Genomic DNA, 20593 nt, shown 5'->3' on the forward strand with positions numbered 1-20593 from the left:
ACCAGAACCATGACCGCCAACATCTTCGACGACCGCCCCTGTGCCCTCGGCGAAGGGCCACTCTGGCATCCCGAGCGCGAACAGTTCTTCTGGTTCGACATTCTCGGCAAGCGGCTGCTGTCGCGGACCGACGACGGGCCGCTGGAATGGCAGTTCGACGAGATGTTCTCGGCCGCCGGCTGGGTCGACCGCGACACTATGATCCTCGCGTCGCAGACCGCGCTCTGGCGGTTCTCCATCGGGACCGGCGCGACCGAGAAGATCGTGGCCCTCGAAGCCGGCAATGCCGCGACGCGCTCGAACGACGGGCGCGCCGATCCCTACGGCGGCTTCTGGATCGGCACGATGGGCCTCAACGCGGAACCGGGGCTCGGCGCGATCTACCGCTATTACCGCGGCGAGTTGCGAAAGATCTTCGACGACATCACTGTCTCGAACGCAATCAGCTTTCCGCCGGGACGCGGGACCGCCTGTTTCGCCGACACCCGGACGCGGCAGGTCATGCGCGTGGCACTCGACAGCGACGGCTGGCCGTCGGGCACGCCGGACGTCTTCATCGACACGCAAGATGAGGAGCTGAACCCCGACGGCGCCGTCTTCGACGAACAAGGCAACTTCTGGGTGGCGCAATGGGGGTCTGCGCGGGTCGCCTGCTACGACGCGCAAGGGAATTTCGTCCGTTCCGTCGAGGTCGATGCGCGGCATTCGAGCTGCCCGGCCTTCGGCGGTCCGGACCTCGGTGACCTCTACGTGACCTCTGCGCGCCAGGGTATCTCGAAAGACGTGCTGGAAGACGAGCCATCGAACGGCATGACCTTCCGCGTTGCCGGCGTGGCGACCGGGCAGAAGGAGCATCGCGTCATCCTGTGACCGCGTCGCTCAGCGGTTGTCCTCGGCATAGGCGAGGCATCCGAGCAGGGCCGCCTCATCGCGGGTGATCACCGACACCGGCACCGGGGGGATCTCGGACTTGCGCGTTGGTCGGCCTTTCAGGCGTTCTACGAACACGTCCCGAACCGGGCTGTCGACCAGCCCGCGCGCGACGGATCCGGCAAGGAACACGCCGCCCGCCGGCATGTACTGCAGGCGCAGGTCCAGAACCATCTCGCCCAACATGCGCGCGAAGGTCTCGAGCGTCTCCAGCGCCTCGTCGTCACCGGACGCCGCGGCCTTGAGAATATCCTTGCCGTCCATCTTCCGGCCCGTGGCATCCGCGTGCAACCGCGTAAGACCGGGCCCCGACAGCGCATCCTCGACACAGATCATGTGGCTCGGCTTGTGGCCCAGCAGATCGACCATTGGCGCCGCCACACGGCTTGGCATCGAGGACAGGCCGGATTCGGCCCGCAGGCAGCGCACCATGCCTTCGTACTGCAGCACCGGGCTCACGTTGAAGCCGGTGCCGACGCCGACCACCAGCCGCTGGCCCTGCCGGTGCGGGCGAACCTCGGCCTCGAGCAGCAGTTGCAGGTCGTCGTCGCCGAGCTTGTCGAGCGCATAGCCCAGCGCGCCGAGATCGTTGAGAAGATGCACCCGGGCGCCATCGTTCGACTCGGAGAGCTTGTCCTCGTCGAGCGTCCAGTTGCGGTTGGTCAGCCGCGCGACTTTTCCGGTCACCGGCCCGGCGACGGCAAAGCACATCGACTCGACGGTCTCAACCCCGGCCGCATCTCGATAGGCGGCAAGCGCCGCCTCGAAGCTGTCGTGATCGTCGTTCTGGAAGCGCTCGATGCTTCGCAAATCGCTCGATCCCGCCTCGGCCGTGGCGAAACGTACGTTGGTGCCGCCGACGTCAGCCAGGATCAAACTCATCGCGCAAACCTCTCAGACGAAACGGGAAACGTAGTTCTCCAGGATTTCCTGCCGACCCGACTGCGGGCGCGGGTTGATGTCCTGTGATACGACGCGCTCGGCAATGCTGTCCAGCGTGCCGCTTTTCAGCATCTCCTGCGCCGCCGCGCCGTCCCAGCCTGAGTAGCGTTCGGCGCGGGCCGTCTCGAGCCCGCCGTCCTCGAGCATCGCCGCCGCCGCCTTGATGCCGCGTGCGCAGATGTCCATCGCACCGACATGCGCAGCCACCAGGTCCATCGGGTCGAGGCTCTGACGGCGCAGCTTGGCGTCGAAATTCGTGCCGCCGGTGGTGAAGCCGCCCATCTTGAGGATCTCGTAATAGGCCAGCGCCACTTCCGGCACGTTGTTCGGGAACTGGTCGGTGTCCCAGCCGGACTGGTAGTCGTTGCGGTTCATGTCGATCGAGCCGAGGATGCCCAAGGCCGAAGCCAGCGCCAGCTCGTGTTCGAAGCTGTGCCCGGCGAGGATCGCGTGGCCCTGCTCGATGTTCATCTTGACTTCACCTTCGAGCCCGAAGTCCTTGAGAAAGCTGTAAACCGTGCCGACGTCATAGTCGTACTGGTGCTTGGTCGGCTCCTGCGGCTTGGGCTCGATCAGGATGGTGCCGTCGAAGCCGATCTTGTGCTTGTAGTCGACGACCATCTGCAGGAAACGGCCCGCCTGCTGACGCTCGCGCGCGAGGTCGGTGTTGAGCAGCGTCTCGTAGCCCTCGCGCCCGCCCCAGAGCACGTAGTTCTGCCCGCCGAGCTTGTGTGTCGCGTCGATGCAGCTTTTGACCGTCGCCGCCGAGTAGGCGAAGACGTCCGGATCGGGGTTGGTCGCAGCCCCGGCCATGAACCGGCGGTGCGAGAAGAGGTTGGCGGTGCCCCAGAGCAGTTTCGTCTTCGCCGACTGCATCTTTTCGCCCAGGTAGTCGACGATTTCCTCGAAGTTGCGCTGCGACTCGGAAAAATTCGCGCCCTCGGGCCGGATGTCGGCGTCGTGGAAGCAATAGAACGGCTGGCCGAGGATCCCGAACATCTCGAAGGCGACGTCGGCCTTCAGCTTCGCGGCCTCGATCGTGTCCTCGAACCAGGGCCGCTCGAAAGTCTGACCGCCGAACGGATCGCCGCCGGGCCAAGCGAAGCTGTGCCACCAGGCCACGGCAAACCGAAGCTGATCCTCGAGCCGCTTTCCGCCGACCATCTCGTCCGGGTCGTAGTGACGGTAGGCCAGCGCGTCTGCCGGGGCCTCGGGGTCGAACCGGACGGGTTCGATGCCTGCGAAAAAGTCGGTCATCGGATCTCCTTGAGGGCTTTGTAGGCCGCGCGGTAACGTGCGTGGCCGGAGAGAAATGCATCGGTCAGGGACGGGTCCGGTTCGACCGTTCGTGCGATCCGCGGACGCGCGGCAAGCTCGGCGCCGCCGCCGGTCGCGGCCATCTGGCCCAGCCGCGCCGCACCGAAGGCGCCGCCGTAGTCGCCGGCTTCCGGAACCTCGAGCGGCGTCTCGAGAACCGTCGCTAGGATCTGCAACCAGTAGTCCGAACGGCTGCCGCCGCCGACCGCGATCAGGCTGGAGATCTCCGTGCCGGTACCGACAAGCGCGTCGTGGCAATCACGGAAGGCGAAACTCACGCCTTCCAGCACGGCGCGCGCGCCCGCCGATCGGTCAGTGGCATGACCGAGACCGATGAAAGCGCCACGCGCAGCGGCATCGTTGTGCGGCGTGCGCTCACCGCCGAGATAGGGCAGGAACAGGGTTTCGGACGGCGCCTGCAACGGGCCGAGATCGCCCGTCAGCGCGCCCGCTTCGGCTCCGACAAGCGTGCCGTACCAGTTCAGCGCATCTGTCGCGGCGAGGATCACGCCCATCTGGTGCCAGGTCCCGGGAACCGCGTGGCAGAAGGTATGCACCGCCGTTTCCGGATCGGGCTGGTAGGCCGCGCTCGAGGCAAAAAGCACGCCGGACGTGCCAAGCGAGACAAAGCCCTGCCCCGGCCGCACCACACCGACGCCGATTGCCGAAGCCGCATTGTCGCCGCCGCCGCCGGCCACCGGAACGCCCTGCGGCAGCCCCAAGCGCGCGGCCAGCGTGTCGCGCACGGTCCCGGAGACGGCGCTGCCCTCGACCAGCCGCGGCATATGACCAAACCCCAGGCCCGAGGCCTCGAGCAGGTCCGAGGACCAGTCCCGCGCCCCGGTATCAAGCCAGCTGGTTCCGGCGCTGTCGGACATTTCCGACACCGCCTCGCCGGTCAGCCAGAGCCGCAGGTAATCCTTTGGCAACAGGACCTTGTCGACCCTGTCGAAGATCTCGGACTCGTTGTTGCGGACCCAGGCCAGTTTCGGCGCGGTGAAGCCGGGGAACACGATGTTGCCGGTGATCTCACGCCAGCGCGGATCGGCGTCCATCTCGGCCGCCTCGACATGGCTGCGGGTGTCGTTCCACAGGATGCAGGGCCGCAACACCTCGCCCGAAGCGTCGATCAGCGTCGCCCCGTGCATCTGCCCGCTCAGCCCGATGCCGCGCAGCGCGTCGAGCGGATGGTCCTTGCCAAGCGCCGCGATCACCATTTCGGCCGCGCTCAGCCAATCAGCCGGATTCTGTTCGGACCAGCCGGGCTGCGGGCGCTGCACGGTCAGCGGGGCCGAGGCTTCGGCCAGAAGGCTCTGGTCTTCCGAGATCAGGACGCCTTTCAGCCCGGAGGTTCCGAGATCGAGCCCGAGATACATCTCAGGCCGCCTTCTCGGGTTTCTTGCCCATGATGATCATGCCGAGGATGTCGTCCTCGGTCACGTCCTCGACCCGCTCGGTCCCGACAAGCTGGCCGTTCTTCATCACCGAGACCCGGTCGCAAAGTTCGAGCATCTCGCGAGTGTCGTGCGAGATCAGGAAGATGCCCAGACCCTGTTTTTTCAACTCATGGATCAGCTCCGCGACCATCTGCGTCTCGTGCACGCCAAGCGCCGCGGTGGGCTCGTCCATGATCAGGATCTTGGCGTTGAAATAGACCGCCCGGGCAATGGCGACGGACTGGCGCTGGCCGCCGGACAGCGCGGCAACGGGCGTGTTGAACTTGCGGAAGTTCGGGTTGAGCCGCGCCATGATCTTGCGCGTCTCCGCTTCTTGCCGTGCGTCGTCCACGAAACCGATCGGCGTGGTCAACTCGCGCCCCAGGAACAGGTTGGTCGCGGCATCGAGATTATCCGCCAGCGCAAGCGTCTGGTAGATCGTCTCGATGTTGTAGCGCCGCGCGTCGCGCGGATTGCCGATCTCGGCCTTCTCGCCGTTGATGCGGATCTCCCCGCTGTCGGCGTTATAGGCGCCCGAGAGGATCTTGATCAGCGTCGACTTGCCAGCGCCATTGTGACCGAGCAGGCCGACGACCTCGCCCGGCCAGAGGTCGAGCGAGACGTGGTCGACGGCATGCACGCCCCCGAAGGACAGGCAGATGTCGCGCAGTTCGACAAGCGGGGTCTGGTTGTAATCGACCATCAGACGGCTCCTGTGCGGCGGCGGTAGATGATGTCGACGAGGACCGCGATCACGAGGACCGCACCCACGACGATGTTCTGGAACGGCGCGTCGACGCCGACCATCGCCATGCCCGATTGCAGCGACTGCATGATCAGCGCGCCGAGAATGGCCCCGTGAATGGTTCCGATCCCGCCCGACAGTGCCGTGCCACCAATCACGGCCGCAGCGATGACGCGCAGCTCGTCGAGCGTGCCGATGTCGTTGGAGTGAAACGACAGGCGCGCCGAGGCCACCACCGCCGCCAGCCCGCAGAGCGCGCCCATGATGGCGAAGATCTTGACCGTCAGCAGGCGGGTGTTGATGCCGCTCAGTTCGGCCGCGTCGGGATTGCCGCCGGCGGCGAAGATGTAGCGCCCGAGGCGGGTGCGCCGTGCGACGATGGTCATCACGATCGCTACCGCGATCAGCAGCAGGACCGAATAGGGCACGCCGTAGCCCGCCGTGAAGCCTTCCGGCATGGTCTCGCCTCGGGCCTCGAACATCCGCTCGAGCCGTGGTCCGGGAATGTCGTAGCTGTTGAGCAACCAGACGAAGCCCAGGATCAGGATCCCGACAAGCCCCATCACGGCCGCCTCGGCCCAGACCGGCTTGACCGGGAATTCGTGCGCGATCTTCGCGCGCCGGGACTGCCATAGCGCCACCCATGCGGCGACCACCGCCACGAGGCCGACGATCCAGCTCCACGTCTCGCCCAGGGTACCGCCGATGCCGCCGAACAGCAGGAAGCTTTCGTCGAGCGGCCCGATGGTCTGGCCGCTTGTCAGATACCAGGCGACGTTGCGCCAGACCAGCAGACCGCCCAGTGTGACGATGAAGGCGGGGATCGTGAGATAGCCGACGAGCCAGCCGTGAAACGACCCGATCACGATGCCCGTAAGGATGCCGGCGACAATCGCCAGCGGCGCTGTCACTGGATGGTTGAGCCCAAGCCCGAGCAGTTGCGGGGCGAAATCCGTCTGCACGATCGCCATGACCGCAGAACAGGTGGCCAGCAACGATCCGACCGAGAGGTCGATGTGCCGGGTCACGATGACGAACACCATACCCGTCGCCATGATCGCGACCGAAACCGTCTGGATCGCAAGGTTGAAGACGTTGCGCGGGGTCAGAAAGCGACCCTCGGTGAAGATGTTGAACGCGACCGCGAGCACGAGGAACGCTCCGACCATGCCTAGAAGGCGGGTGTCGAGTTCGAGTTGGGCAAAGACGTTGCGGCGGGTGGGGGCAGTCTGTCCGGCGGAGTCGGTCATGGGTCGCCTTCTCTTTTAAGTGCGCCTGTGCGGCACGGTCAGGTGCCCCGGCGCAACCGCCGGGGCACCCGATCCGTCAGCCTTCGGATCAGTTGCAGGGGGCGGGGCCGCCCGAGACACCCTGGCAGAGGTCTTCCTGGCTGATCCAGCCTGCGTCGACCACCGCCGAAAGGTTGTCCTTGGTGACCGGAACCGGCTCGAGGAAGCGGGCCCAGAGCGTGGTGCCGCCGGGCGACGTCCATTCCTGTGCACCTTCGACCGCCGACATTTCCGTGCCCTGGGCCATCGAGACGGCGATCTCGCCGGCCGCCTTGCCGAGGTCACGCGCGTCCTTCCAGACGCTGACCGTCTGCGTGCCCTGCGCGATGCGGTTCAGCGCCGCGTGGTCGCCGTCCTGTCCGGACACCGGAATGCCGTCCATGCCTTGCGCCGTCAGGGCTGCAACCACGCCGCCGGCGGTGCCGTCGTTCGAGGCAACCACGGCGTCGACCTCGTTGGCCTGGGCGGTCAGGATCTGTTCCATGTTGCGCTGCGCGTTGGCCGGAAGCCAGCCGTCGGTGTAGGCCTCGCCGACGATGGTGATGGCGCCGGAATCGACAGCTTCCTGCAGGACTTCCTGCTGACCGCCACGCAGGAAATCCGCGTTCGGATCGGTCGGCGAACCCTTGATCATCACGTAGTTGCCCTCGGGCGCCGCCTCGAGAACGGCACGGGCCTGCATGCGGCCAACCTCGACGTTGTCGAAGGTCAGGTAGAAGGCGCGCGGATCCTCGATCAGGCGGTCATAACCCACGACCGGAATGCCCTCGTCGGCAGCGGCCTGCACGGCCGGCCCGATCGCCTGGCTGTCCTGCGCGAGGATGATAAGGGCATCGACGCCCTGCGCGATCAGGCTTTCGATGTCCGAAAGCTGCTTGGCGGAAGAGGATTGCGCGTCAGAGGACACGTATTCGGCACCCGCCGCTTCCAGCGCCGCAACGATCGCCGCCTCGTCCGTCTTCCAGCGCTCTTCCTGGAAATTCGACCAGCTCACGCCGACCGTCAGATCCTGCGCGTATGCGCCAGTGCCAAGGGCCGCCGCCATCGCGACGCCCAGAAACAGGGTCTTTCTCATGATGTTCTCCCTAGGGTCCAGTTCTGATTGACTGTTGCCACCCGTCGCTTTGACGGGTCCTCAAAATGATTGACTGTTTTAATTCAGCTGTCAAAATAAATTTGGTGAGGAAGCGCCGATTTTTGCGGCGATCCGGAGGAGAACGCTGAAATCATGGCTCGAAATGCATTTCTGCCCAAGAATATTTTCGATGACTGAAGTAATCGATTCACTGGGTATCGCAGCGCCCTTCGATGACGCGCGTTCCGGATGCGGCCCGATTCGTCCCGAAGCGGAAACCCCGACGACCAGCGGGCTGCGCCACAGGATCTTCGAATGCGTACGCGCCGCGGGCCAGATCTCGCGCCGCGACGTCGCCAAGCATCTCAAGGTCAGCCCCGCTTCGGTGACGGCGCTTGCCGGCGAACTGCTGGAGCTCGGGCTGTTGCAGGAAGAGTCCGAGACCGCGCCCAGCAGCGCTCGCGGGCGTCCTCCGGTTGCGCTTTCAGTGCGCCCAGACGCGGGCTACGTGGTCGGGATCAAGCTTTCCCGCACCCAGCACACGGCTCTGCTGGTCGACGCCGCCGGTCAACCTGTGGCCCATGCCAGCCTCAAGGGACTGCCGCGCAAGCGATCGGTCAACCAGATCCTCAGCGAGACCGGGCAGGTTCTCGACGATCTGCTGGCACAGACCGGGCTGGCGCGCGCCGACATTTCCTGCATCGGGCTCGGGCTGCCGGGGATGATCGATCACGCGTCGGGGCGCATGGTCTGGTCGCCTTTGCTCACCGAATCCGACCGCCCTCTGCGCACGCTCGCCGAGGACCGCTTCGGCGTTCCGGTGGCGGTGGACAACGACACCAACATCGTGACGCTGGCCGAGCTCTGGTTCGGACGCGGGCGCGCCTTGCCCGACTTCGCGGTCGTGACCATCGAACAGGGCGTGGGCATGGGGCTGGTGATCAACCACCGTCTCTACCGCGGCGCCGGCGGGCTGGGGATGGAATTGGGTCACACCAAGGTACAGATCGACGGCGCGCTCTGCGCCTGCGGCCAGCGCGGCTGCCTCGAGGCCTATCTCGCCGATTATGCGCTGGTACGCGAGGCCTCGACCGCGCTCGATTCTCCCGAAACCGCCCCCGCCGGCCCCGAGGTCGCCTTGCAACGGCTCTTCGAACAGGCCAAGGCCGGGAACGAGGCGGCCCGGGTGATCTTTCGCCGCGCCGGGCGGTTCCTGGCGCTCGGGCTTGCCAATGTTGTGAACCTTTTCGATCCACCGCTGATCATCTTGTCCGGAGCGCGCATGCAGTACGACTACCTCTATGCCGACGACGTGCTGGCCGAGATGGAATCGCTGGCGCTCGACCGCAAAGCCGGCCCGCAGCGGGTCGAGATTCACGCCTGGGGCGACCTGATGTGGGCGCATGGCGCGGCGGCGCTGGCGCTTTCGGAAATCGCCGACATGATGGCGGAGCGCGCATCGTGAGGATCGCCGCGCTTCTGTCATTGCTGGCGACGCCGCTTGCCGCAGACGTCGCCTTCGAGGACGTGTCGGCAAACCTGCCGCACCACATCTATTCCGGCGGCTGGGAGCATTTCGTGGGTGGCGGTGTCGCCGTCTTCGACTGTAACGGCGACGCGCGTCCCGACATCTTCGCCGCGGGCGGCGAAACGCCGGCGCTGCTGCTCGTCAACGGCGGCGCAATGCAATTCACGCCAGCCCCCTTGCCCGATCTTACCGGCACGACCGGCGCCTACCCGCTCGACGTGGACGGCGACGGCCATGTCGACCTGATGGTCCTTCGCGTTGGTGAAAACGTCCTGCTGCGCGGCAACGGTGCCTGCGGGTTCGCCCGCGCCAACGAAGCCTGGGGGTTTGACGGCAGCAATCGGTGGTCGACCGCCTTCTCGGCCACCTGGTTCGACGGTGCGCCGGTCCTGGCGGTGGGCAACTACGTCGACCGAGACGACCCCGACGGCCCTTTCGAGGCTTGCGACACCAACGCACTCTACTTCGGGACCGCCGGTGGCTTCCGGCGCGAAGAGCTGTCGCCCGGCTTCTGCGCGCTGTCGATGCTGTTCGCACGCGATGCCTCGGGCGTTCTGCGCCTGCGGCTGTCGAACGACCGCCACTATTACGTACGCGACGGCCACGAACAGATGTACGACCTCGCGACACGCCGGTTTCTCGGGCCAAAGGACGGTTGGGACGAGGTAATGCTCTGGGGCATGGGCATCGCCAGCCGCGACATCACCGGAGACGGGCGCTCGGAAGTGATGCTGACCTCGATGGGCGACCAGCTGATGCAGATCGCCGGGGCGGACGGGCGGTATACCCCAGCACCTTACGGGCTCGGCACCTATGCCCAGCGTCCGCATCTCGGCGACGACGGCCGCCCCTCGACCGGCTGGCACGCGGAATTCGGCGATCTCGACAACGACGGTCGCCCGGACCTCTTCATCGCCAAGGGCAATGTCGACCAGATGCCGGGCAACGCGATGGAGGATCCCAACAGCCTTTTGGTGCAGCAGCCTGACGGCACGTTCGTCGAAGCGAGCGTTGCTGCCGGCGTGGCGAGCCTCGCGCGATCCCGCGGCGCGGCGCTGGAGGATTTCGATGGCGACGGGCGGCCGGATCTCGTCGTCGTCAACCGCCGCGCGCCGATGGAGCTTTACCGTAATGTGACCGCCAGCACGGGGCAGTGGCTGAAGGTGGCGTTGCGCGCGCCCGCCCCCAACACCCGCGCAGTGGGCGCGCTTGTCACCGTCGAGACCGAGGCCGGACGGCAGGTGCAGGAGGTCACGGTGGGTGGGGGTCATGCGGGCGGTTCGGAGACGCCGCTGCACTTCGGGCTGGGCACGATGAGAGTCGCCGACGTCAGCGTGACATGGCCGGACGGCGCGGTGACCACGCTGCGGGGTGTCGCTTCTGGCGGGACCGTGACCGTCTCGCCCTGACGCTTTCAGCGATCGACCGGCAGGCCGCTTGGGACGGTGTCCGGCACGCCGAGGCGTCCGCCCAGAGCGACAGGGTCCGAGAGGGTTTCGAGGAACGCGACCAGCGCCGTGATGTCGTCCTGCGACAGGCGGACCGGCGTCACCGACACCGCCGCCAGCAACGCCGCCTGCTCGGCCTCGGTTTCGGCATGCCGCCAGTCCTGCGCACCGGGCAGATCGGGCAGGCGCACGGTGCCGGGGTCGAAACGCGCCAGCGCCGCCGCCGGGTCGGCGTGATCGGCGATGAAGGCGCCGAGGTCGGCGTGGCTGCCGGTATGCCCGTAGGGGGCGGTGTCAGCCACATTGCGCAGCGACGGCGTGCGGAAGGCATAGGCATCCTCGACGCGCCCGGTCACCCGCATGCGTCCGGTGTCGCGCATGTGGCTCTCGAACCGCGCCGCCTTGCCCGGACCGAACTGCGGCACGCCGGTTGCGTGAAATCCGTGGTCGGTCTGGAACGGGCCCGCGTGGCATGTCGCGCAGCCGGCCTCGCCGTAGAACAGGGCCATTCCCTCCATCGCGCGCTGCGGAAGATCACCAGCACCACGCAGATAGGCGTCGAACGGGCTTTCGTCCGAGCGCCATTCGAAGGCGACGAAGGCCGCGATGGCATCCGACAGATCCGTGAAGCCCACCTCGTTCGCCTTGGGGAAGGCCGCCGCGATCAGCGGAGCATAGCCCGGTGTCTGCGCCACCCGGCGGCTCAGGATCGCCCAGGCGCCGTCGGGCCCCGTGATGCGCCCCATGCGCACAGCGCGGCTCACATCGTTTTCGCTGTAATGCCCCGCCATCTCGTCCTGGGACAGAACGGGAAACATGGTCTGCGCCGACAAAAGGTTCGCGAAGCCCTGCGTCATGTCCGCGCCCATCGGCGTGCGCAGGCCTCCGGGTTTGGTGTCGTCGACCTCGATGCGCCCGTCATGGAACATGCGCGTGAACTCGTAGGCGCCGAGGTTGAAGAGCGCGGGAGAATGGCGCGGAATGCGTTGCTCGGGCGGGTTTTCCGCATCGACGCGGCGCTCGGGTCCCAATCCGATGCCGCCCTCTCCGAGACCAAGCGGCAGGCCGTCACCGGTCCCGAAACGCGGATGGTGGCAGGTCGCGCAGGAGATATTGCGATTGCCCGACAATATAGGATCGTAGAAAAGCTTCTGCCCCAGACGGGCCTGCGCCATGTCGACAGGGCGATAGGCGTCCTCACCCACCGGTTCCGGCAGATCGGCCCCGGCACTTGCCGCCACCACGCATCCCAGCAGAATTGCTGTCCATCGCATCGTCAGTCTCCCCATTCGGGATAGCCCCGAGATTTTTTCGCGCAGTTTCGGGGTTTTGTCCTGCGGCGGCAAGGGCCCGCGGCGCGAGACCGATCAGGAGGGTTCCGCAAGCGCCTCGAGCATGTCGAGCAACTCCTCGATACGTTCGGCACCGAAGCGCGCCTCGATCTCGGAAAAGATCGCCGCGCTTCGCGCCGCGTGGCGCGCCAGCGTTTCGAGTCCTTGGTCGGTCAGCTTGGCGACGGTGCGGCGCCGGTCGTGCGGAACCGACTCGCGGGCAACGAGACCCTCATGTTCCAACGCGTTCAGGATCCGCGTGAGGCTCGACAGAAGCAGGCCGGCGCCGCGGGCAAGTGCGGTCTGTTCCATCGGGCCGCAGTCCTCCAACACGCGCAGCACGCGCCATTTCTGCTCGGACAGCCCGCTGTCTTGCAGCATGTCGCGCAACGGGGCCGACACGGCCTCGCGCGCGCGCAAAAGCGCGATCGGCAGGGCGGAAGCCCTGCGATGGACGACCCGGGGTTGCTTGACCATGGCTTGACCTATGGCATGGGCAAACTTAACAAAGCAACAAATTTGCGGCGACAGGACGCGTCGTGGGAGAGGCAGGCGGATGGACTGGCAGGACTTCGGCAAATGGGGCCGGCGCGCGGCCGACTGGGCGCGGGACTACCACGCAAACCTGCGCGACCGACCCGTCCGGGCCCGGACAGCGCCCGGCCACGTGCTTGACCGGTTGCCCGCGGCGCCGCCCGACGCGCCTGAGGCGATGGAGACGATCCTCGCGGATTTCGAGACCGTCCTGATGCCGGGCATGACCCATTGGCAGCATCCGCGTTTCTTCGCCTATTTCCCGGCCAATGCCGCGCCGGTCTCGGTTCTGGCCGAATTCTATGTCAGCGCCATCGCGGCGCAATGCATGCTCTGGCAAACCTCGCCCGCCGCCACCGAACTCGAGACCCGCGTGACCGACTGGATGCGTCAGGCGGTGGGTCTGCCGGAGGGATACATCGGGGTCATCCAGGACAGTGCCTCGACCGCGACGCTCTGCGCGGTGCTCACGATGCGCGAAAAGGCGCTGGAATGGCGCGGCAACCGAACCGGGCTTTCTGGCGAGCCTGCGCTACGCATCTACTGTTCCGCCGAGGTCCACAGCTCGGTCGATCGCGCGATCTGGATCGCGGGCATCGGCGAAGAGAACCTGGTGCGGATCCCGACACGAGGGCCGTGGCGGTCGATGGACCCAGACGCGCTGCGCGACGCCATCGCGACGGACCGCGCCGCGGGGCACCTGCCCGCCGGCGTGATCGCCTGCACCGGCGGAACCAGTGTTGGCGGGTCGGACCGGCTCGACGAGGTGCTGGCGGTGGCCTGCGACGAAGGGCTGATGAGCCATGTCGACGCGGCCTGGGCCGGATCGGCGATGATCTGCCCCGAATTCCACGACTATTGGTCCGGCATCGAACTGGCCGACAGCGTCGTCTTTAACCCGCACAAGTGGCTGGGTGCCCAGTTCGACTGCACGGTACATTACCTGCGCAGCCCCGAGGACCTCGTGCGGACATTGGCGCTGCAGCCGGAGTACCTCAAGACGCATGGTGCCGACGGGATCGTGAACTATTCCGAATGGTCGGTGCCGCTGGGCCGGCGATTCCGGGCGCTGAAACTGTGGTTCCTGATCCGCGCGCACGGGCTCGACGGTCTGCGCGGGATGATCCGCAACCATGTCGCCTGGTCGCAGGCGCTGGCGGCGCGCATCGCTGCCACGGACGATTTCGAGATTGTGACCGAGCCGATGCTGTCGCTTTTCAGCTTCCGGTATGCCCCAAAGGGCGCGACGGACCTTGACGCGCTGAACCTGTCGCTGGTGACCGCGATCAACGACGACGGGCGCATCTATCTCACCCAGACCCGCGTGGACGGAAAGCTTGCGATCCGGTTTCAGGCCGGCGCCTTTACCACGACCGAAGCCGACGTGGTCACGGCCTACGATGTCATTACGGAGATGGCCACGCGGCTCTGAGCGGCTCGATCAGGCGAAGGTCTTGGCGTAGCGCTCGCGCAGGACGTTTTTCTGAACCTTGCCCATCGTGTTGCGCGGCAATTCGGCCATGACCTCGATGGCGCGCGGTTGCTTGAAGCCTGCAAGTTCCGAGGCCACGGCGGCCTTGATCGCGTCGGTGTCCGGTGCCGCGCCCTGCTGGGCGACCAGCACCGCCACCACGCTTTCGCCGAAGTCGGGATGCGGCACACCGATCACAGCGCTTTCCAGCACGCCGGGCTGGGCGTCGAGCACCAGCTCGATTTCCTTCGGGTAGATGTTGTAACCGCCCGAGATGATCAGGTCCTTGTTGCGCCCGATGATGTGCACGTATCCGTCGCCGTCGATCTTGCCGAGATCGCCGGTGATGAAAAACCCGTCGTCGCGCAACTCCTCGCGGGTCTTTTCCGGCATCTGCCAGTAACCGCTGAAGACGTTAGGCCCGCGCACCTCGATCTGGCCGATCTCACCTTCCGGCAGGTTCGCGCCGGTTTCGGGGTCGGTGATCTTGAGCTCCACCCCCGGTAGCGGGAACCCGACCGTCCCGGCCCGCCGATCTCCGTCGTAGGGGTTCGAGGTGTTCATGTTGGTCTCGGTCATCCCGTAGCGTTCGAGAATGCGGTGCCCCGTGCGTGCCTCGAAGTCGACATGGGTCTCGGCCCGCAGCGGCGCGGACCCGGACACGAAAAGCCGCATGTGCGCGACAAGGTCACGGTCAAAGCGCGCGTCGCCCAGAAGCCGGGTGTAGAAGGTCGGCACGCCCATCATCGTCGTGGCCGCGGGAAGTGCCGCGATCATCTGGTCGAGGTCGAATTTCGGGCAGAAGATCATCGACCCGCCCGCCAGCAGGATCACGTTCGTCGCGACGAAGAGCCCATGGGTGTGAAAGATCGGCAGCGCGTGCAACAGCACGTCCTCGCCCGTGAAGCGCCAATACTCCTTGAGCGTTTCGGCATTCGACAGCAGGTTGGCCTGCGTCAGCATCGCCCCCTTCGAGCGCCCCGTCGTCCCGGACGTGTAGAGAAAGGCAGCGAGGTCATCGGCATCGCGTGCGACAGTCTCGAATTCGTCCGACGCTCCGGCGGCGCGATCGGGAAAGCTGCCCGCCTCGTTCGCGCCCATGGTTTCAAGCCGCGCGCCGCAGGCCTCGGCAACCGGTGTCAAAGCCTCTTCCGACCCGGTATCGCAGACCATCAGCCGAGCCCCGGAATCCTCGAGAAAGTACGACACTTCGGAGGCGGTATAGGCGGTGTTGAGCGGCAGGTAGACGATCCCGGCCTGTACACAGGCGGCATAAAGCGCCAGCGCCGAGGGTGATTTCGGCACCTGTGCGACCATCCGGTCACCGGGCGTCAGCCCGAGGTCGGTCAGCGTATTGGCGAACCGCGCCGCCTGTTTGATGAACGCGCCGTAGCTTGTCGATTGGCCGCTGCCGGGCGCAATCAGGAAGGGAGCGTAGCTGCCGGAATGTGGCGCGAAAAGAGCGTCATAGAGTGGGTTCTTCATCGTCTTCTTTCTCGGATGCGAGCGATCGGCCGGCGCTGGCGAGGTTGCGGACCTCCGCCGAGGCGGCGATCGTTCCGGCGGTGGCAAAGCCCTCGTGGTTCTGCGTGATCCGGTCGAGATCGTAAAGGTAGTTGACCATCGCCCCGCCCGACTGCGCGAGCCCTTTTTCAGAGGTGTCGGCATCGCCGTGGACCCGGAAGACCGAGGCACCGTTGCCGAGATGGAAGCGCTGCACCGCATCGCGCGGCCGGCCGCCCGCCGACTTGGCGTCGAGCAGGTAATGCGCCGCGATCTGCCGCAGCGTCTCGCCGCGCACAGGCTTCGCCAGTCCGGTCTCGGCCATCCAGGCCGCAAGCCCGGGGATCGGAGACAGCGTCACGAAGGTCTTGAGGTTCGGCAGCTCAACGGCAAGGTCGCTCGCGACCTGCTTGATCAGCGAGTTGCCCAAGGAAATCCCCGCGAGCCCCTCCTGGCAGTTGGAGATCGAGTAGAAAACGGCCGTGTCGGCCGCCTCGGGCGCTATGTCTGCGCGGTCCTCGGCCAGCAGCGCCTGGATCGAGCCCGGCACGCCACGTGTCAGCGCGACCTCGACGAAGATCAGCGGCTCGCCAGGCATCGACGGGTGGAAGAAGGCAAAGCAGCGCCGGTCGCGCGGCTTGAGCCGCCGCCGCAGGTCGTCCCAGTTCTGGATCGCATGCACCGCCTCGTAGGCGATGATCTTGTCGAGCAGCGCCGCGGAGGTGTCCCAGTTGATCGGGCGCAGCACCAGAAACCCGCGGTTGAACCACGAGCCGAAAAGATGCCGAAAATCGAGGTCGAGCGCCGCGCAGTCGGGGTGTTCGCGTGTGAACCCCAGCAGGTCGCGGCGCATCGCGACCAGTCGCGCGGTCCCGCCGGGAAGCTGGTTCAGCCGCCGGATCAGCTCTTGTCGGGGCGGCTCGGCGGCTTTTGCATAGGCGCGGTAAGTCTCGCGGCCCGGTGTGGCCTCGTAGGCGTCGAGGGTCTCGCGCACGTGGGCGGGATCGAGATCCAACTCGATCGCCAGCATCCGGAAAAACCCGAGCCGCGCCGGCCTATCCATCTCGGCGTAACGGTCGAAAATCTGCTGCGCGATCGCCATGCCCGAGATTTCGCCCGAGCCGCTCAGCAGCGCGCGGACCAGCTCCGGCGTCGTGCTGTTGCGCGCGGCGATGCGCGGAATGCTGCGAACGCCGCGGTCGAGCACCGTGCTCAGGATATCTCCGAGCACGCTCACAGCGCCGGTCCCATCACCGCGTCGGGCAGCCATGTGGCGAGGCCCGGAAAGAGGCAGAGCAGGACGATGGCGATGACCATGCAGGCCACGAAAGGCAGCGAGCCGACGAGGATCGTGCGCAGCGAAATGTCTGGCGCGATGCCGTTGATGACATAGAGGTTCAGCCCCACGGGCGGCGAGATCAGCCCGATCTCCATGTTGATGGTCAGCACCACGGCGAACCAGATCGGATCGAACCCGGCGGTGGTGATGATCGGCAGCAGGATCGGCGCGGCCATCAGGATCACCGCGACCGGCGGCAGGAAAAAGCCCGCGATCAGCAGGAAGACGTTGATCGCCCCCATCAACACCCAGCGATTGACCTCGAGCGTGCCGATCCAGTTTGCGATGGATTGCGTGATGAAGAGCGAGGACAGCATGTAGCTGAAGACGCCCGCGGCGGCGATGATGAAAAGGATCATCACCGACTCCCGCGTGCTGTCGCGCAGCACGACCCAGAGCGCCCGCGGATCCCAGAGCCGGTAGATCACGATGGCGATCAGCATGCACAAGAGCGCGCCCACGGCGGCGGTTTCCGAAGGCGTCGCGACGCCGCCGTACATGGCGTAGAGCACGCCCACGATGATCGCGATAAAGGGCAGCACACGCGGCAGGATCTCGAACCGCTGGCGCCACGAATAGCTGCCCGCGCTCAGCACCCGCGCATCGCCCGAGCGCCAGGTCGAATAGAGCGACCAGGCCATGAAGAGGCCCACCAGCAGAAGGCCCGGGATCACCCCCGCCAGGAACAGCCGGCCAATCGAGGTCTCGGTTGCGATGCCGTAGACGATCATCGTGACCGAAGGCGGGATCAGGATGCCCAGAGTGCCGCCGGCGGCGATGGAGCCGGCGGCCACGCCGTCCGGGTAGCCGCGCTTGCGCATCTCGGGGATGCCCATCTTGCCGATGGCGGCACAGGTCGCGGGGCTCGATCCCGACATCGCGGCGAAGAGCGCGCAGGCCCCGAGGTTCGACACCACCAGCCCCCCCGGCACGCGGGTCAGCCAGCGCTCGAGCGCCTCGTAGAGATCGGCGCCGGCACGGGTCGAGGCGATGGCCGAGCCCATGATGATGAACATCGGGATCGACAGCAGCGCAAAATTGTCGAGCTTGCCGAAGAAGATCTCGGGCATCAGGCTGAGCGAGCGCAGCCCGTCGAAGACCACGAGAAACCCGGCCGAGACCACCATCAGCCCGACGGCGACGGAGATGCCCGAGAAGAGAACGAGGATGGTCAGCAGCGCAACGAGGCCGCCAAGCGTCAGCGGATCCATCAGTCGGCCCTTTCGCTGGGAATTTCACCGGCCGCCACGTCGGCGAGCGTCGCGTCCTCGGGCAGCCCGAACGGTGTCTCGATCCCGGTCAGCATGGCATAACTGTCCGCGGCGAGTTGCAGGGCATAAAGGCCGAAGCCCACGGGCAGCGCGAGATACGGCACCCAGAGCTTGGGATTCCAGGGCGAGTTCGAGGTCTCGCCCCAGTCCCAGGCCTCGTGCCAGAAGTGGTAGCCGTGCCAGAGCATGACGAAGACCACGGCCAGCGTCAGAAGCATCACCACGACCGCAAGCAACTTGCGCGCGCCGAGCGGCAGCATCATCGGCAAAAGATCGACGTTCACGTGACCGCGCAGGTATTGCACGTAAGGAAGGCCCAGCATCGTCGCGCCGATCATCATGTAGGTGACGCCTTCGGTCTGCCAGATCGTCGAGCCGTTCAGCACGAAGCGGATAAAGATCATCTGGCAGGTGATGAGCACGGCGGCGACGATCATGAAGGCCGCGGCGATCCCGCAGATCCGGCTCAGCAGGCCGATAAGGCGCAGCACGGGGTTTCCGCCGTGCCGGGCGGAGTTCTGGGCGTGGACGCTGCCGGACATCGCTGTTCCTTCGCGGATCGGTCGTCAGGGATGGCCGGCCGCGACATGCGCGGCCGGCGCGGATGTCACTCGACGCTCAGGGCGAGGTCGAGCAGGCGCTGGCCGTCCGGCGAGCCTTCGAGGAAAGCCTTGTAGGCCGTGTCCTTGGCGATGGTCTGCCAGGCCTGGAATTCCTCCTCGGTCATCTCGGCGATTTCGACGCCGTTCTCCTTGAAGACGTCACGCGCCTCGCTGTCCTGCTTCTTGGCTTCCTCGAGATAGAAGGCCTCGGCCTTGGCAGCCGCGTCCATCAGAGCCTGCTGCTGTTCCTCGGTCAGCCCGTCAAAGACCGACTTGTTCATCAAGAGCGGCTGGTACATGAACCACAGTGCATAGTCGCCCGCGGGCGTGAAGCAGTTGACCTGCTCGTAGATGCGGTAGGACACGAAGGACGAGGACGAGGTGTTGGCCGCATCGAGAACGCCGGTCTGCATGGCGTTGTAGATCTCGGCGGATGACATCGACGCGATCGAGGCCCCTGCCCCGGCGAGCATCTGCTCGAACGCCTTGCCGGCCGCCCGGGTCTGAAGCCCCTGTACATCGTCGGGCGCGGTGATGCAGCCTTCCTTGCCGGCGAACCCGCCCGCCAAGTAGCCGCTGACCAGTGTCATCACGTCATCCTCGTTGAGGATGCTCTCGATCTCGCCCATGAACTCCGACTCGTTGAGCCGCGCGGCGTGGTCGTGGTTCTTCACCAGTCCCGGCATCAGGGTCAGATTGTAGGCGTTGCGCAGACCCCCTGCATAGGCGAGCGGGAAGACGATCATGTCGACCTGTCCGCGCGACAGGGGCTTGTATTGCTCGCGCGCCTTGAACAGCGACTGGGTCGGGAAGATCTGGATGTTCAGATCGACGTCGGCCGCCGCGACCTCGTCGGCGACCATCTGGGCGACCTGGTGGCGCACGTCGCCCTCGGACCACTGGTGCGACAGGCGCAGGTCGGCGGCCTGCGCTGCGCCGGAGATGGTCGCCAGCGCACCGGCCGCCACGGCATTCATCAGAAATTTCTGCATTTCGATCCTCCCTGGATTTCACTGACCGGTGTGCCTCCCACATCCCGGCTTGCCCAGAGCATCGGCAGTTCCGCATCCAGAGTCAATCATCTTGTATACAATAAAATAGAAATTGCATCCGCTCGACCTGCATCGTACACAAAGAGCATGGATCCCAAGCGTGCGGACGTGATCTTTGCAGAGCTGCAGGAGATGATCCTGCAAGGCGAGTTCGTCGACGGCGACCGGCTCGACGAGATCCGGCTTGCCGAACGTTTCTCGGTGTCGCGCACGCCGATCCGTGAAGCGTTCCAGAAACTGGCCCAGACCGGGCTGATCGAACAGATCCCGCGCCGCGGCGTTTTCGTGCGCCTGCCCGGCCCGGTCGAACTGATCGAGATGTTCGAGGTCATGGCCGAACTCGAATGCGCCTGCGGTCGCTTTGCCGCGAGCCGTATCACCGATGCGGCCTTGGACCAGATGCGCGCGGCCAACGCGCTTTGCCGTGCCGCGGTCGAGGCCAATGACGCGGGCGGCTACTACACCGCGAACGAGAAATTCCACCACATCATCTATCGCCAGTCCGGAAACGGGTTTCTCGAACAGGAGGCCCTGCGGCTCTACCTGCGGCTCAAGCCCTATCGGCGCGTGCAGCTGCGCTTGCGGGGGCGCATGGCGCAGTCGCTAGCCGAACACGAGGCGATCCTCGCGGCGCTCGAGGACGGTGATGGCGAGGCCGCCGGGGCGCACCTGCGCGGCCACGTCGCGATCCAGGGCGAGAAGTTCCACAACCTCATGGCAAGCCTCAAGCCCGCCGCGGAGTGACCAGAACACCGCGGCGACCGTGGCGCAGGACCATTC

General features: G+C 66.1%; 18 protein-coding genes. 5 read left to right on the forward strand and 13 right to left on the reverse strand.

Annotated elements, in window-relative coordinates; all coding sequences use genetic code 11:
• The first annotated feature begins 9 nt into the window (after positions 1-9).
• The gene (locus R5H30_RS03060; RefSeq protein ID WP_318326528.1) at positions 10-870 is read left to right on the forward strand and encodes an SMP-30/gluconolactonase/LRE family protein; all 861 of its coding nucleotides are present in this window, start codon (positions 10-12) and stop codon (positions 868-870) included.
• A gap of 9 nt (positions 871-879) precedes the next feature.
• On the opposite strand, the gene R5H30_RS03065 is transcribed toward R5H30_RS03060, so the two are convergent.
• The 6 genes from R5H30_RS03065 to xylF all read right to left on the reverse strand — a co-directional run bounded on the left by R5H30_RS03065 (position 880) and on the right by xylF (position 7734).
• Positions 880-1812, reverse strand: a complete 933-nt coding sequence (locus tag R5H30_RS03065) for a glucokinase (RefSeq protein ID WP_318326529.1) — start codon at positions 1810-1812, stop codon at positions 880-882.
• A 12-nt stretch (positions 1813-1824) separates the two neighbouring features.
• Positions 1825-3129, reverse strand: coding sequence for a xylose isomerase (gene xylA, locus R5H30_RS03070; protein WP_318326530.1), 1305 nt, complete (start codon positions 3127-3129; stop codon positions 1825-1827).
• The gene (gene xylB / locus R5H30_RS03075; RefSeq protein ID WP_318326531.1) at positions 3126-4565 is read right to left on the reverse strand and encodes a xylulokinase; all 1440 of its coding nucleotides are present in this window, start codon (positions 4563-4565) and stop codon (positions 3126-3128) included. The genes xylA and xylB overlap by 4 nt, the downstream gene beginning before the upstream one ends.
• A 1-nt stretch (position 4566) precedes the next feature.
• Positions 4567-5328: an ATP-binding cassette domain-containing protein gene (locus R5H30_RS03080; RefSeq protein WP_318326533.1), complete on the reverse strand. Its 762-nt coding sequence runs from the start codon at positions 5326-5328 to the stop codon at positions 4567-4569.
• Positions 5328-6620 carry a sugar ABC transporter permease gene (locus R5H30_RS03085; protein ID WP_318326535.1) on the reverse strand — a complete coding sequence of 431 codons (1293 nt, stop codon included), beginning with the start codon at positions 6618-6620 and terminating at the stop codon, positions 5328-5330. Before R5H30_RS03085 ends, R5H30_RS03080 begins: the two co-directional genes overlap by 1 nt.
• An 88-nt stretch (positions 6621-6708) precedes the next feature.
• The gene (gene xylF / locus R5H30_RS03090; protein ID WP_412105093.1) at positions 6709-7734 is read right to left on the reverse strand and encodes a D-xylose ABC transporter substrate-binding protein; all 1026 of its coding nucleotides are present in this window, start codon (positions 7732-7734) and stop codon (positions 6709-6711) included.
• A 190-nt stretch (positions 7735-7924) separates the two neighbouring features.
• On the opposite strand from xylF, the gene R5H30_RS03095 reads away from it, so the two are divergent.
• Both R5H30_RS03095 and R5H30_RS03100 read left to right on the forward strand, forming a co-directional pair.
• On the forward strand, positions 7925-9199 hold the full coding sequence (locus R5H30_RS03095) for an ROK family protein (RefSeq protein WP_318326536.1): 1275 nt from the start codon (positions 7925-7927) through the stop codon (positions 9197-9199).
• The gene (locus R5H30_RS03100) at positions 9196-10671 is read left to right on the forward strand and encodes a CRTAC1 family protein (protein WP_412105094.1); all 1476 of its coding nucleotides are present in this window, start codon (positions 9196-9198) and stop codon (positions 10669-10671) included. The genes R5H30_RS03095 and R5H30_RS03100 overlap by 4 nt, the downstream gene beginning before the upstream one ends.
• Before the next feature lie 5 nt (positions 10672-10676).
• Here the strand turns inward: R5H30_RS03100 and R5H30_RS03105 are convergent, their stop codons facing one another.
• Together R5H30_RS03105 and hpaR are read right to left on the reverse strand one after the other, a co-directional pair.
• The gene (locus R5H30_RS03105; RefSeq protein WP_318326538.1) at positions 10677-11984 is read right to left on the reverse strand and encodes a cytochrome-c peroxidase; all 1308 of its coding nucleotides are present in this window, start codon (positions 11982-11984) and stop codon (positions 10677-10679) included.
• A 93-nt stretch (positions 11985-12077) separates the two neighbouring features.
• A complete protein-coding gene (hpaR, locus tag R5H30_RS03110) occupies positions 12078-12518 on the reverse strand; it encodes a homoprotocatechuate degradation operon regulator HpaR (RefSeq protein ID WP_318326539.1) in 441 nt (146 codons plus the stop codon).
• A 79-nt stretch (positions 12519-12597) separates the two neighbouring features.
• Here hpaR and R5H30_RS03115 point away from each other — a divergent pair, with 79 nt between their 5' ends.
• Entirely contained in the window at positions 12598-14007 is a 1410-nt protein-coding gene (locus R5H30_RS03115) for a pyridoxal phosphate-dependent decarboxylase family protein (protein ID WP_318326540.1), read from the forward strand.
• Between the two features lie 9 nt (positions 14008-14016).
• Here R5H30_RS03115 and R5H30_RS03120 read toward each other — a convergent pair whose 3' ends face one another.
• The 5 genes from R5H30_RS03120 to dctP all read right to left on the reverse strand — a co-directional run bounded on the left by R5H30_RS03120 (position 14017) and on the right by dctP (position 19753).
• A complete protein-coding gene (locus R5H30_RS03120) occupies positions 14017-15531 on the reverse strand; it encodes a malonate--CoA ligase (RefSeq protein ID WP_318326541.1) in 1515 nt (504 codons plus the stop codon).
• Positions 15512-16786, reverse strand: a complete 1275-nt coding sequence (locus R5H30_RS03125; RefSeq protein ID WP_318326775.1) for a malonyl-CoA decarboxylase domain-containing protein — start codon at positions 16784-16786, stop codon at positions 15512-15514. Before R5H30_RS03125 ends, R5H30_RS03120 begins: the two co-directional genes overlap by 20 nt.
• Positions 16783-18099 carry a TRAP transporter large permease gene (locus R5H30_RS03130; protein WP_318326543.1) on the reverse strand — a complete coding sequence of 439 codons (1317 nt, stop codon included), beginning with the start codon at positions 18097-18099 and terminating at the stop codon, positions 16783-16785. Before R5H30_RS03130 ends, R5H30_RS03125 begins: the two co-directional genes overlap by 4 nt.
• Positions 18099-18701, reverse strand: a complete 603-nt coding sequence (locus R5H30_RS03135; RefSeq protein ID WP_318326544.1) for a TRAP transporter small permease — start codon at positions 18699-18701, stop codon at positions 18099-18101. Before R5H30_RS03135 ends, R5H30_RS03130 begins: the two co-directional genes overlap by 1 nt.
• Before the next feature lie 65 nt (positions 18702-18766).
• On the reverse strand, positions 18767-19753 hold the full coding sequence (dctP, locus tag R5H30_RS03140) for a TRAP transporter substrate-binding protein DctP (RefSeq protein WP_318326545.1): 987 nt from the start codon (positions 19751-19753) through the stop codon (positions 18767-18769).
• 147 nt (positions 19754-19900) lie between these two features.
• On the opposite strand from dctP, the gene R5H30_RS03145 reads away from it, so the two are divergent.
• Positions 19901-20557 (forward strand): GntR family transcriptional regulator, encoded by a 657-nt coding sequence (locus tag R5H30_RS03145; RefSeq protein WP_318326546.1) that lies wholly within the window; start codon positions 19901-19903, stop codon positions 20555-20557.
• The last annotated feature ends 36 nt before the right edge of the window (positions 20558-20593 follow it).

It is taken from the genome of Roseobacter sp. FCG-D35 (genome assembly GCF_033436665.1).
GTDB lineage: Bacteria > Pseudomonadota > Alphaproteobacteria > Rhodobacterales > Rhodobacteraceae > JAWQFO01.

What these genes read in the sequence shown, in the direction of transcription:
- R5H30_RS03060 (WP_318326528.1), top strand. Translation starts at nt 10, where the DNA reads ATGACCGCCAACATCTTCGACGACCGCCCCTGTGCCCTCGGCGAAGGG.
- R5H30_RS03065 (WP_318326529.1), bottom strand. Translation starts at nt 1,812, where the DNA reads ATGAGTTTGATCCTGGCTGACGTCGGCGGCACCAACGTACGTTTCGCC.
- xylA (WP_318326530.1), bottom strand. Translation starts at nt 3,129, where the DNA reads ATGACCGACTTTTTCGCAGGCATCGAACCCGTCCGGTTCGACCCCGAG.
- xylB (WP_318326531.1), bottom strand. Translation starts at nt 4,565, where the DNA reads ATGTATCTCGGGCTCGATCTCGGAACCTCCGGGCTGAAAGGCGTCCTG.
- R5H30_RS03080 (WP_318326533.1), bottom strand. Translation starts at nt 5,328, where the DNA reads ATGGTCGATTACAACCAGACCCCGCTTGTCGAACTGCGCGACATCTGC.
- R5H30_RS03085 (WP_318326535.1), bottom strand. Translation starts at nt 6,620, where the DNA reads ATGACCGACTCCGCCGGACAGACTGCCCCCACCCGCCGCAACGTCTTT.
- xylF (WP_412105093.1), bottom strand. Translation starts at nt 7,734, where the DNA reads ATGAGAAAGACCCTGTTTCTGGGCGTCGCGATGGCGGCGGCCCTTGGC.
- R5H30_RS03095 (WP_318326536.1), top strand. Translation starts at nt 7,925, where the DNA reads ATGACTGAAGTAATCGATTCACTGGGTATCGCAGCGCCCTTCGATGAC.
- R5H30_RS03105 (WP_318326538.1), bottom strand. Translation starts at nt 11,984, where the DNA reads ATGCGATGGACAGCAATTCTGCTGGGATGCGTGGTGGCGGCAAGTGCC.
- hpaR (WP_318326539.1), bottom strand. Translation starts at nt 12,518, where the DNA reads ATGGTCAAGCAACCCCGGGTCGTCCATCGCAGGGCTTCCGCCCTGCCG.
- R5H30_RS03115 (WP_318326540.1), top strand. Translation starts at nt 12,598, where the DNA reads ATGGACTGGCAGGACTTCGGCAAATGGGGCCGGCGCGCGGCCGACTGG.
- R5H30_RS03120 (WP_318326541.1), bottom strand. Translation starts at nt 15,531, where the DNA reads ATGAAGAACCCACTCTATGACGCTCTTTTCGCGCCACATTCCGGCAGC.
- R5H30_RS03130 (WP_318326543.1), bottom strand. Translation starts at nt 18,099, where the DNA reads ATGGATCCGCTGACGCTTGGCGGCCTCGTTGCGCTGCTGACCATCCTC.
- R5H30_RS03135 (WP_318326544.1), bottom strand. Translation starts at nt 18,701, where the DNA reads ATGTCCGGCAGCGTCCACGCCCAGAACTCCGCCCGGCACGGCGGAAAC.
- dctP (WP_318326545.1), bottom strand. Translation starts at nt 19,753, where the DNA reads ATGCAGAAATTTCTGATGAATGCCGTGGCGGCCGGTGCGCTGGCGACC.
- R5H30_RS03145 (WP_318326546.1), top strand. Translation starts at nt 19,901, where the DNA reads ATGGATCCCAAGCGTGCGGACGTGATCTTTGCAGAGCTGCAGGAGATG.